The sequence below is a fragment of the Terrisporobacter mayombei genome (genome assembly GCF_020748465.1).
GTDB classification, from domain to species: domain Bacteria; phylum Bacillota; class Clostridia; order Peptostreptococcales; family Peptostreptococcaceae; genus Terrisporobacter; species Terrisporobacter mayombei.
The window spans coordinates 1,292,588-1,304,880 of record NZ_JAHZMP010000001.1 but is presented as its reverse complement, the minus strand read 5'-3'; the positions used below and the strand labels follow the sequence as shown (position 1 = coordinate 1,304,880).

General features: G+C 27.1%; 13 protein-coding genes and 2 rRNA genes. 14 read left to right on the top strand and 1 reads right to left on the bottom strand.

Going from position 1 to position 12,293, the window contains the following annotated elements; genetic code table 11:
* The 5 genes from K0039_RS06275 to yedF all read left to right on the top strand — a co-directional run.
* Nucleotides 1–177: ribosomal RNA gene (locus tag K0039_RS06275) — 23S ribosomal RNA — on the top strand; the annotation flags it as partial.
* Nucleotides 178–309: 132 nt separating this feature from the next.
* Nucleotides 310–426: ribosomal RNA gene (rrf, locus tag K0039_RS06270) — 5S ribosomal RNA — on the top strand.
* A 231-nt stretch (nucleotides 427–657) separates the two neighbouring features.
* Nucleotides 658–1,833 carry a double-cubane-cluster-containing anaerobic reductase gene (locus K0039_RS06265; RefSeq protein WP_228104162.1) on the top strand — a complete coding sequence of 392 codons (1,176 nt, stop codon included), beginning with the start codon at nucleotides 658–660 and terminating at the stop codon, nucleotides 1,831–1,833.
* A 92-nt stretch (nucleotides 1,834–1,925) separates the two neighbouring features.
* Entirely contained in the window at nucleotides 1,926–2,681 is a 756-nt protein-coding gene (locus tag K0039_RS06260) for an acyl-CoA dehydratase activase (RefSeq protein WP_228104203.1), read from the top strand.
* 36 nt (nucleotides 2,682–2,717) lie between these two features.
* Complete coding sequence (yedF, locus tag K0039_RS06255; RefSeq protein WP_228104161.1) at nucleotides 2,718–3,329, top strand: sulfurtransferase-like selenium metabolism protein YedF; 612 nt, start codon at nucleotides 2,718–2,720, stop codon at nucleotides 3,327–3,329.
* Nucleotides 3,330–3,400: 71 nt separating this feature from the next.
* Here the strand turns inward: yedF and K0039_RS06250 are convergent, their stop codons facing one another.
* Entirely contained in the window at nucleotides 3,401–3,874 is a 474-nt protein-coding gene (locus tag K0039_RS06250) for a pyridoxamine 5'-phosphate oxidase family protein (protein WP_228104160.1), read from the bottom strand.
* A gap of 128 nt (nucleotides 3,875–4,002) precedes the next feature.
* Between K0039_RS06250 and K0039_RS06245 the strand changes: the two genes are divergently transcribed.
* From K0039_RS06245 to K0039_RS06210, 9 genes are all read left to right on the top strand, one after another.
* Complete coding sequence (locus tag K0039_RS06245) at nucleotides 4,003–4,770, top strand: serine hydrolase (RefSeq protein ID WP_228104159.1); 768 nt, start codon at nucleotides 4,003–4,005, stop codon at nucleotides 4,768–4,770.
* Between the two features lie 39 nt (nucleotides 4,771–4,809).
* Nucleotides 4,810–5,781: a dipeptidase gene (locus K0039_RS06240; RefSeq protein WP_228104158.1), complete on the top strand. Its 972-nt coding sequence runs from the start codon at nucleotides 4,810–4,812 to the stop codon at nucleotides 5,779–5,781.
* Between the two features lie 103 nt (nucleotides 5,782–5,884).
* Nucleotides 5,885–6,250: a hypothetical protein gene (locus K0039_RS06235; protein WP_228104157.1), complete on the top strand. Its 366-nt coding sequence runs from the start codon at nucleotides 5,885–5,887 to the stop codon at nucleotides 6,248–6,250.
* Between the two features lie 599 nt (nucleotides 6,251–6,849).
* Nucleotides 6,850–7,140: a hypothetical protein gene (locus tag K0039_RS06230; RefSeq protein WP_228104156.1), complete on the top strand. Its 291-nt coding sequence runs from the start codon at nucleotides 6,850–6,852 to the stop codon at nucleotides 7,138–7,140.
* 76 nt (nucleotides 7,141–7,216) lie between these two features.
* A complete protein-coding gene (locus K0039_RS21945; protein ID WP_265589413.1) occupies nucleotides 7,217–7,351 on the top strand; it encodes a hypothetical protein in 135 nt (44 codons plus the stop codon).
* Nucleotides 7,352–7,362: 11 nt separating this feature from the next.
* Complete coding sequence (locus tag K0039_RS06225; protein WP_228104155.1) at nucleotides 7,363–7,605, top strand: hypothetical protein; 243 nt, start codon at nucleotides 7,363–7,365, stop codon at nucleotides 7,603–7,605.
* A gap of 160 nt (nucleotides 7,606–7,765) precedes the next feature.
* Nucleotides 7,766–8,050: a hypothetical protein gene (locus K0039_RS06220; protein ID WP_228104154.1), complete on the top strand. Its 285-nt coding sequence runs from the start codon at nucleotides 7,766–7,768 to the stop codon at nucleotides 8,048–8,050.
* 159 nt (nucleotides 8,051–8,209) lie between these two features.
* Nucleotides 8,210–10,105: a hypothetical protein gene (locus K0039_RS06215; RefSeq protein WP_228104153.1), complete on the top strand. Its 1,896-nt coding sequence runs from the start codon at nucleotides 8,210–8,212 to the stop codon at nucleotides 10,103–10,105.
* Nucleotides 10,098–12,293, top strand: coding sequence for an ATP-dependent helicase (locus tag K0039_RS06210; RefSeq protein ID WP_228104152.1), 2,196 nt, complete (start codon nucleotides 10,098–10,100; stop codon nucleotides 12,291–12,293). Before K0039_RS06215 ends, K0039_RS06210 begins: the two co-directional genes overlap by 8 nt.

Below are 12,293 nucleotides of genomic sequence, written 5' to 3'. Positions count from 1 at the left end.
GTAGCTAAGTACGGAAAGGATAAGCGCTGAAAGCATCTAAGCGCGAAGCCTACTTCAAGATAAGATTTCCCACCGTAAGGTTAAGACCCCATGAAGACTACATGGTTGATAGGTCAGAGGTGGAAGTGTGGTAACATATGTAGCTTACTGATACTAATAGGTCGAGGACTTGACCAAAAAATATAATGGAAACATTAAATGTTAGCAGTTTTGAAAGTACTAACAAAAGTTAATACTTTTAGCAACGGATTTACCTGAAGCGATAGCGAAGGTATATCGTTGGCGATATGTAATTTTTAATAAAGATTATGTGGTTATTATAGCAAAGAGGATACACCTGTTCCCATTCCGAACACAGAAGTTAAGCTCTTGAGCGGCGATGGTACTTGGGGGGCGACCCCCTGGGAGAGTAGCACGTAGCCACGTAATTTTTTTATGTAAAAAGATAGACTTTTATTTTATAAAAGTTTATCTTTTTTTATTTTCAATAAAATAGTAATTAAGCTTTAAATTTAATTTATTTATAGAAAAAAATAATAAATAAGCAAATAGTATAAATAATTTTAATAAATATAGTTTTTTATATTTAGATTTGGTACTATGAAGATGATTTAAACTGAAGAATATAATCTAATTTATTATTTTAGGGGGATATAAATGAGTAATTTACCAAGTCAATTTGAAAGTTTTGCGCAAGCAAGAAAAGATGGATTTTTAGCAGCTAAAGAAGTTAAAGATAGCGGAAGAAAAATGGTAGGAACATTTTGTTGCTTTACGCCATCGGAGTTACCTATCGCTGCAAAGGCTGTTCCAGTAGGAGTATGTGGAGTAAGTGAGGAAGCGATTCCAGAAGCGGAAAAAATACTGCCAAGAAATCTATGTCCTTTAATAAAATCAAGTTATGGTCATGCAATAACTGATACATGTCCATATTTCTATTTTTCTGATTTACTTATTGGGGAAACAACTTGTGATGGAAAGAAAAAGATGTATGAAGAATTAGGTAAAGTAAAACCAACTCATATAATGCAAATGCCTAATAGAGCAACTGGAAAGCATGAGTTTAATCTTTGGAAAGATGAAATAATTTTATTAAAAGAAGTATTAGAAAAAGAATTAAACACTGTCATAAGTGAAGATGATATAAGAGAAGCTATTAAAGATAAAAATGAAGAAAGAAGACTATTAAATGAGTACTATGATTTAGGAAAATTAGAGCCTTCAGCTTTAACAGGAATGGAATTGTACCAAGTATCTTATCAAGCTCAATTTAAGTTTGATAGAGATGCATTAAAAGAAGAATTAAGAAAAGTAATTGATGATACAAAAGCAAGATATGAAAGAGGAGAATCTCCAGTAAAAAAAGATGCACCTAGAATCTTAATTACAGGATCTCCCATTGGTGGATGTACAAATAAAATTATTAATACAATAGAAGAATCTGGTGGATCAATAGTTGCTTATGAACTATGTTCATCTATAAGAAATAATAGAGAATTAGTGGATGAAAGTAATCCAGATGTTTATGATGCTATAGCTAAAAAGTATTTAAATATAGGGTGTGCTTGTATGATGAATAATGACAAGAGAATAGAATTGTTAGAAGACTTAATAGAAGAGTTTAAGATTGATGGTGTTATAGATGTGGCTCTTCAATCATGCCATCCATTTAATGTGGAAGGAAATAGAATAAAAGAGTTTGTAGTTAATGATAAAAATATTCATTATATGGCTATTGAAACTGATTATTCTCAGTCAGACACAGAACAATTAAGAACAAGATTTGAAGCATTTATAGAGATGATTGAAGAAAAGAAATTAATTATGTGTTAGATATAAAAATAATATTTGTTTATGTAAATAAAATTAGTAAAAGTTATTTATACAAATAATCGGAGAATAGGAAGGTTGTTAGTTTAGTGAAGATGTATAGTATTGGCATAGATTCAGGGTCTGTCGCAACAAAAGCTGTATTATTTGATGGAGAAAAAATAGTAAAAAAGGTTATTGTACCAACTGGCTGGAGTCCTAAGAAAACATCAAAGGAAGCTTATGAGGTCTTGATAGATGGAATTGACAGTAGTAGAATAAAAAGAGTAATAGGAACTGGTTATGGACGAGTTAGTATGGACTTTGTTGATAAAACAGTTACAGAAATAACTTGTCATACAAAGGGAATTTTCTTTTTAGATAAGAATATTAGAACAATATTAGATATAGGTGGACAAGATAGTAAGGTTATAAATATTGATGACAACGGAAATGTTGTTAACTTTATAATGAATGACAAATGTGCAGCAGGTACAGGTAAGTTTTTAGAGGTTACTTCTAATAAGCTGGGAAGCGATATAGAAAATATTGATGATTTGGCGAAAGATGCAACTCCTGAAAATATTTCTAGTATGTGTACTGTGTTTGCAGAATCAGAGATAGTAAGTCTTTTGGCACAAGATATCCCTAAGGAAAATATAGCAGCAGGTATATTAAAATCTATTGCAAATAAAGGAGTATCTATATTAAATAAGGCCAGAATAGAAGATACAATAGCTTTTACTGGAGGTTTGGCACAAAGTAAAGAGCTAGTTAAAATGTTAAAAAACAATTTAAATAAAGAAATATTTATAGCAGAGGATGCTCAAATAGTAGGAGCTTTAGGAGCTGCTATTATTGGATTTAAATAAAAAGATGTAGTTAAGCAATATTTAGGAGGCGCAAGAATGAATATAGTAAAAGTAAATGCAATAGGAGATAATTGTCCTATACCAGTTGTTAAAGCCAAAAAAGCAATAGATGCATTAACTGAGTCGGCTGTTGTGGAAGTAAGTGTAGACAATGAAATAGCTGTACAGAATGTAACAAAAATGGTTAGTCAAAAAAGTTTAGAATCTACTTTTGAAAAAGTAAGTGAAAACCACTTTGTTATAAAAGTTCAATGTGGCGAAGTTGTTGAAAATAAAACAACTGAAGAAGTTGTATGTACAGTTGAAAAAGAAGAAAAAATGGTGGTAGTATTAAGTAGTGATAAAATGGGCGAAGGTGATGAAGAGTTAGGAAAAGTTCTTATTAAAGGATTTGTATATGCTATAACTCAATTAGATAAATATCCAAAAGCTGTTTTATTATATAATAGCGGTGTAAAACTATCATCTGAAGGCTCAGATTCATTAGAAGATTTAAAAGCACTAGAAGAAAATGGTGTTGAAATATTAAGTTGTGGAACTTGCTTAAACTTCTATAATTTACAAGATAAATTACAAGTTGGTAAGGTAACTAATATGTATTCTATAGTTGAAGAATTGGCAGGAGCTACTAATATAATTAGACCATAATAAACTTAATCAATAAAAAAGTAAATAGACTAAAGTTCCATGTATGTTAGGAATTTTAGTCTATTTTTTATTTAATTAGTTTCGTCGCTGTATTTACCAGTTATATGATCAATTTCGATTTTTACTACAGTGAATGCATTGAGTGCTTTATCTATGTATTTTATACCTTCCTCCATGTGAGGATGAGAATATTTTTCTCCTATTGCAATAATTGCATCTCTTTTTTCTTTATCATTAACTATAGAGGCATGTCCAAATATTACTACACTTTTGTAATGAGTAGTAAAATCCTTTGGAAGAATTGTTATATCAGAATTTACAAAGAAAGAAACTTTATTATTTTTAGATATATTTTCTAATTTGTGACCGCTATTAGAGCAGTGGAAATATATACAATTGTTATGATAAACGTAATTTACAGCGATACCATAAGGATATCCATTTTCACTTATAGTAGATAATATTCCTTCTCTTCCATTTTTTAATACTTCTATTGTACTTTCCTTATTCAATTCTCTTTTTTTCTTTTTAATATCTTTAAACATAAATCCTCCTTAAGTAATTTTAAAATATGGTAATTAAATTATATCATAATTGATTTAATGACAGTGTATTTATGGTGTTATATAGATTAGAATAATATTAATGATATAATTAAATAGGGGGCGTTATTATGGAGAATGTAATTAATAAATTAAAAAGCATACAGGGTGATGTATCTTTTTATTATAAAAATTTAGCAACAAATAATACTGTCGGATATAATGAAGAGAAAATTATGTTGGCGGCCAGCGTTATAAAACTTACAGTTTTAGTAGAAGCTTTTAAGCAAATAAAAGAAGGTAAGATAAAAAAAGAAGAATTTTTTATAACTTGTGAAAAAGATAAGGTACCATCTTGTGGAGCCTTAAATTATATGAGAGAAGACTTGAAGGTAACACTGGAAGATCTGTACGTACTTATGATAATTGTTAGTGATAATTATGCTACAAATATGTTAATTGATAAATTAGGAATTGATAATATTAATAAAACCATAAAAGAAATAGGACTAAAAAATACAGTTCTTAATCGTAAAATGTTTGATAATGAAAAGGCAGTATTAGGATTAGAAAATTATATAAGTGCAAGTGATGTGGCATATTTACTAGAGAAAATGTATAATAAAGAGTTAATTGATGAAAAATCTAGTGAAGAAATGATAAGTATTTTAAAAAATCAAAGGATAAATGGAAAAATGCCTTTTTTCTTGCATAGTATGAAACCTAAAATTGAGATTGCTCATAAAACAGGAGAAGATACTAATATAACACATGATGTGGGGATAGTATTTGCTAAGGAGCCATTCATAGTATGTTTTTGCGGAAACAACGTGAATGTGCCTGAGTATGAAAGACTTATGCAGGATATTACTTATGATTTATATAATAAAATAGATTAAAAATAATAAATACAAGGAGATGTTCTTGGGAGGAAATAAATGAAGATAGTTGATTTTCATTGTGATACTATATCACAATTATATGATATTCGAGAAAGTGGAGAAAATATAAATTTAAAACAAAATAGATTACATTTAGATATAGAAAAAATGAAGAAAGGTGATTATATGCTTCAAGTTTTTGCATCCTATGTAGATTTGAGAAGTAATAATAAGCCTTTAGAATCTTGCCTTAGTTATATAGATTTACTTTATGATGAAATTGAAAAAAATAAAGATGATATTGGAATAGCTTATACTTATAAAGATATATTAACTAATATTGAAAACAATAAGATGTCAGCATTATTATCCATAGAAGAAGGTGGAGTTTGCAAGGGTAATTTATCATTACTTAGAGATTTTTATAGACTAGGTGTAAGAATGATGACTTTAACGTGGAATTATGAAAATGAATTAGCTTATCCAAATGGTTGTTTTTATGATAAAGAAAAAAATGAAAGAAAAGGTCTAAAAGAAAAAGGATTTAAATTTATAAATGAGATGGAGAGTTTAGGAATCATTATAGATGTTTCTCACCTATCAGATGATGGAATTTATGATGTCTATAATAATACCAGCAAGCCTTTTATTGCCAGCCATTCCAATGCCAGAAATGTATGTTCTCATCAAAGAAATTTGACTGATGATATGATAAAAAAAATAGGAGAAAGAGGCGGACTTATAGGTGTAAACTTCTATTCTTCATTTTTAAATAATAATTATAAATCTAGTGATATTAGTAAGATTGAGGATATTATTAATCATATTAAATATATCTCTAATGTTAGTGGGATAGATTGTGTGGGAATTGGTAGTGATTTTGATGGTATAGATTGTCCTTTAGAATTTGAAAATTCATCAAAAATGCAGTTAATTTATGATGAAATGAAGAAGTCAGGTTTTAGAGAAGAAGATATAGAGAAAGTATTTTATAAAAATGCTTTAAGGTTGTTTAAAGAATTGATATAAATTTAAATAATCTCATATCTATTCTTGCTAATTGATTCAAGGTATATTAATACTTCTTTTTAATGTTATTATTTATAAAGAGTATACATAAGGGGGATTACACATGAAAGTAAATAGTATAGGAGCTAGTAATTATAAGAATAATTATAAACTAAGTAATGATTCTATAAATTTAAAAAACAACAATGAAACTAAAAAAAATGATTCAAAAACTTCTATATATAAGAAAAATACAGTAGAAAGTAATGGGGATAATATTTCTAAAGAACCTGAGGAAACTAAAGAAAAAATAGAAACTAAAATAATTACCATTAATGGCTCACGAGTACTTTTAACACTAAAAGATGGCAAAGTATTTTCTTCAATTAAAATTAGTGAAGATAGTAATATCATGGAAGATATTAATAAAAAATCTAGCACTGAAAGTATAAGTGAAGAACTAAATACAGTTCAAGAAGATTCTAATTAAAGAGAGAGGCATCAACCTCTCTTATCTTTCATTACTTAACGAAGGTATAAATTAATTTGCACTTTATAGTCTACCTTCAAGATACATTGGTAACTGATTATAAATACCATTCCAATACTTCTGCATATAGAGAAAATCTATATATAACACCTATTTATAGACTATATGCATATAATTATATATATTTATAGTTTTAATAATAATTATGATAGGTTATGAAGTTATTAAAACTAAGAGAGATAGTAAAAAAATAAAAATGAAAATATATTTACGATGAAAAATTTCTTTGTAAACATGCCAGGAGAAGAGTTTAGGGGGAATTAACTTAGATATAAAAGAAGGCGAAATATTAGTAATTACTTCTTTATCAGGCCACGTCAAGTTAGCATTATGATATGGAATTATGGGATTATTTCCATCTGAAGGCATTGTAATTATGGAAGATGAAATTATTTAAGATAAAAGACAAAGAAAAAATCAATGATACAGTTAAAAGCTATATAGAAAGATTAGAGATAAAATGCGTAGACAAAAATCAGGAAGTTATGCAACTAAGTGGATGAAATCAACAAAAGATTTGTATAGCTAGAGTTTTGTGTATGAACCTTAAAATTTTATTTCTTTTAGAACCTACTTGTGGAGTTGATATAGGTGCAAAAGAAAAAATTTTGAATATGATGCTTAAAATGAATGAAAAAAACAATATTACAGTAGTGGTAATTTCCAGTGAATTAGAGGAATTAAAAAGAATAAGTGATAGAGTGGCAGATTTATGTGAAGGAAGGTTATCTAATATACTACATCCAAACAGTAGCGATGAAGAGTTTACTCTAGCTTATACTGGGGAGGGAGAATATTATGAAAATCAAGAAGCCTCACATAATAATTAGTGTATTTTTATTTCTATTAATTATAATAGCTTATAAATTAAATATGGATATGTAGTCGTTAATTTGTAAAATTGTAATGAATGGGGTATTGGTACTTGCAATGATTCCTATGATAAATTCAGGTGTAGGTATGAACTTTTGTTTATCTATAGGTATTATTGCAGGACTTATTGGAATGTGTATTTCAATACAATTTAGACAGAATATTTAAACACAGATGTTATGAGTTGCGCGGCTTTACTTGCAGGAGGAGCTTCGATAAAAAGAGCATCTGTAAAAAATACTCTTTATGGAACTGTGATTTTACATATATTATTTGTATTATCTCCTTTAGCAGGTCAAAACTTCTTTGATAACGTTGCCTTAGGAAAATGTTTTAGAACATTTATAATGTATGGTGTAATCGCATTTGCACTAGTGGTTAATATTAAACTAGATAACAAAAGAATTTCAAGTACTAAATGACCTTATTGATAATTACAAGACTTAAACCTTTCATTGAAATGATAAAACAAACAAATTAAAGTTTATAACCTAATTAATTTCTTTGGAATATATAGCTATCTGAAAGAAATCTGCTACTATATATGTAAGCAATAATAGTAAAAAATATGGAGGGTACATTATGGATACAATTGAAATTGTAAGAACTGTAGTGGGAGTATTTTTTATTTTATTTGGACTAGGTACATATGCATATGATAAAAGACACCATATGAAATATTCAGAGTTTAGATATAGTCCAATAGATTGGTTAATTTGTATGCTTATGGGTGTTATAGCAGGTGCAATTACTGTTGAAAGAGGTATTATATTTGTTATAGCGGTAATAACATTATGGACAGTGGTTAAGGTAATGCTAGTAAAATTAGATGAAAAAAAGAATAAAATTAAACAAAGTGTGCAATAGAAAAAGTCTATGTTTTAATTATTATATTAGAACATAGACTTTTTTATTTTTTGATATGCAAAGAATGTAAATTTACTTTGCTAAGTTGAGTAAAAAAATAGAAAATATTATATAATTATAGATAGATAAAAATGAAATCTTTAGAAAAAAGGTGATTAGATGAAATATTTATTCCAAGAAGTTGATTTAAATAAAAAGAAAGAAAAAATAATTAACATATATGAAAACATAGTAAAAGAAAATAATTATAAATCAAAAGATATACTTTTTTTAGTACCAAATGGAATTACTAAATTAAGTTATATGAGAACAATAAATATTCCCTTTAGTGAAGAATTAAGAATTACCACATACAGTCACTTTGTCCAAAGGGAGCTAATAAAATACTGGCCAATGATAGAAAATAATTGTGACAAAATAAAAGCAAATAAAACAAGCCCTTCTTTTATCTCTCAAAGCTTAAGTGAGTATATTATCACGAAATATATAAACAAGACAAGAGAAGAAGAAAATTACTTTGAAGATATAGTGGGTACAAATAAAAGTATATGCAGAAATATATTAGATAATCTAAGTAAAGGCTGTTTTAACAATATAGATATTAATAATATAGGACAAAAAATATATGATTCTAAGAAAAATAGAAATGATTTAAATAGATATTCTTATAGTCAAATGCAGGAAGTTATAGATTTTTATATGGAGACCTTATTATCAAATGGTATAATTGATAATTCTATAGCTGTATATTTATACAATAATTATTTATTAAATAATGAAGATTACAGAAAAAGATTGAAAAAAGAATATAGATACTTAATTGTAGACAGTTTAGAAAATGGCAGTGCTAGTGAATGTGACTTAATTGGCGAACTTTTAAATGAGGTAGAGTGTGGATATATTTTTTATGATAAAAGTAAAGATTACTCTTCATTTAAAAATGTGGATATATCTTATATAGAAGAAAACATAGTAAAAGAATATTTTCAAAAAAAATCATATGATTTAGAAACAATAAGTATTAAATCTTTGTATAAAGAAAATCAAAGTATCAAACTGGAAGATGGGTATCACTTATATGATGAAATGATAGAAGGTGTGACAGAAAAACTTTTACAATTAATAAATGAAGGAAAAAATCTAAGAGATATTGTTATAATTTCACCTATAAATAACTCTATTTTAGATTACAAAATATGTAATAAATTAAAGTATAAGAAGATAAAAGTAGCTAACACCAAACTAGATAATAAAATTATTGATCATCCTTATGCCAATGCTTTAGTTGTGGCGACTTGTATTTTCTACAATTTACAATATTTAATAAAAGAAGAGGAGTACATAAATTTTATAGAAGTATTATTTGATATAAATAAGATAAGAGCTATAAAAATGTTTAATAAAAGACATGAAAATGAACAATATAAAAGCTTGATTGAATATATTAAAAACAAAGAAAAAGATAATTTGAGGATAAGTGAGTTTTTATTACAATTTTATATAGAAAAAATGCTTCACCTTAAAGATGGTAAGAAAAATGTGGACTTTTGCAAAGATATTATAAGACAAGGTGATATTTTTAGTGAAATACTAGAGGAATTAAATATAGAAGAGAAAGAAAAATATGAAGTATTTGTAAAGTGTTTAAAAGATAATATAAATGATTATTATGTCTCTGCAGATATTGAAGATATGAAAAATAGTGATAAAGTAATTATTACAACGCCTTACACATATATAAGTTCAAATATAAATAGACAAATACAATTATGGATAGATGTAGGAAGTAATGCTTGGAATATGAAAATAGAAAAAGACATTGCAAATCCTTTAGTTCTTAGAAAATCTTTCAATGAAAAAGAAATTTATAGTGATGAAATGGAAGACAGGAACAAAAAGTACTATCTATATAATTTAATCTATAACTTACTATTAAATAGTGAGAAAATATATGCTTTTAAAAGTGAGTATAGTGTAAATGGATTTATGCAGGAAAGTATGCTATATGGTCTTTTATTAAAGCTTTTGAATAAAGGAGAAATAACTAATGAGTAAGATAAATTACAGAGAGGACCAGCTTCCTATAATTCAGTATGAAGGTGGAAAAATGGCAGTTCCTGCAGTGCCAGGGGCTGGTAAAACTTTTATAGTTACAAATTTAGTAGCAAAACTTTTGGAAGAAAATAGACAGGGTAAAGGAAAGATACTTATTTTAACTTATATGAATAGTGCGGTGAACAACTTTAAGGTTAGAATAAAGAAAATTCTTGAAGATAAAAATATAGAAGATAAAAATTATTATGAAGTAATGACCATACACTCTTTGGCTGTGAAAATTATAAAAGAAAAGCCGGAGATAGTTATGTTAAATGAAGACTTTAATATAGCTGATGATTTGCAAAAAACTATGATTCTTGGTGACTGTATTAATAATTTCAAGTTAAATGGGGGAGAAAAAGCATTTAGATTTTTTGTGAAAGAGCAAAAAGATCAAATGTGGGCAGATAGACAGTTAGAGGCTTGGGATAAGGGGTTTTATGATCTAGTTCAAAATACCATAAGTGAACTTAAATACAAAGATATTACTCCACAAAAACTAAATGAATATATGAAAGAAAATCGTAGGGGGATTTTAAAAATAATTCTTCCTATATATACTGAGTATGAAAAAAAATTAAAAGCAAATGGATTATTAGATTATGATGATATGTTAATTTTGGCACATAAAGCCTTAAGTATTGATGAAGATTTAAAAAGAAAATATCAAAATAAATACCAATATGTGTTTGAAGATGAGTGTCAGGATTCAAATGAAATTCAAGGAAAGATAATAGGACTTATTTGTGAAGAGCATAATAATCTTGTAAGAGTTGGGGATATAAATCAAAGTATAACAGGAACTTTTTCTTCATCAGATCCAAAATTTTTTAAAAATTTTATAGAAAACAGTGACTGCTGTTACAGAATGGATATGTCAAATAGAAGCTCAAAAGATGTAATAAATCTTGCCAATGAATTAGTAAGATATGTAACTCAAAATTTACAGACAGAGTGTAAGGATGCTCTGGAAGATATGGATATTAAAACAGTTCCTAAAAATAAGGGATACAAAGAAAATCCTCAGCCTGAGAAATATCAAATTAGCTATAAATATTATGAAACCTTTGACGAGGAAATAGAGAATACTGTAAAGTTTGTGAGAAATATTAATAAAAAATACCCAGATAAAAGTATAGGTATATTAGTACCATACAATGATCACGTAAATTTAGTTGCAAAAGAACTTATAAAAGAAGATTTGGAATTTGAAGAGCTAGGACCTAATTCTCTTAGAAAAAGAAGAGTAATAGATAATATTGCATTAATAATAGATTTTATACTCAATTGTGACGACAAAGAAAAATTAATAGAAGTATTAGATAAAGTTTATATAAAGACCGATAATAAAGAAGGAAAAAAAGATTTTATACAATTATTAAGAAAAGACCATTTAAATGTGGAAAATCTATTATATGATGATGAATGCTCAAAAGATATAATAATAGACACAGAAAGTGATTTATATCAAAGTTTTTTATATGGAATACAAAATTTGAAAAATATTATAGAATATCCTTTAACTAGAATAGACAAGCTGATTCTTTTCATTGGAGACAGTATGACAATTGAAAAAGAAGAAATAGCAATAGTAGATTATTTGGCCTTTTATGTTAAGTATTTAGTAGCAGAAAACAACAGTATAAATCTACAACAAATATATAACTTGCTAAGCGACAGAAAAAATAGAGTTTTTAGTTATATAATAGAAGTTGTTAGTGAAATCAATGGATACGAGCCATTACCTGGAAGTATAACTGTGTGCAATTATCACAAAGCAAAGGGATTAGAGTGGGATTGTGTATTTTTATTGGGAATGACAGAGTTTAATTTCCCGGACAATATCTACCAAAAATTTCAATGTGATAAGTGGTATCTTAAAGAAAAATACAAAAATCCAGAAGCAAATATAAAATCAGAAATAGATTTTGTCTTAAATGGTGAAGTAAATAAAAATTATTCAAAAGAAATTAAAGAAAATCTTGTAAAAGAAAAAATAAGACTTCTATATGTGGGAATAACAAGAGCAAAAGAAATGCTAATTTTGTCTGCCAGTGCAAAAAATTCTTCTTTAGATAAGAGAAAGCAAAACCCATCTATGTATTTGAACATATTAAAAAGTATTATAGATAAGAAAGGAGAATGA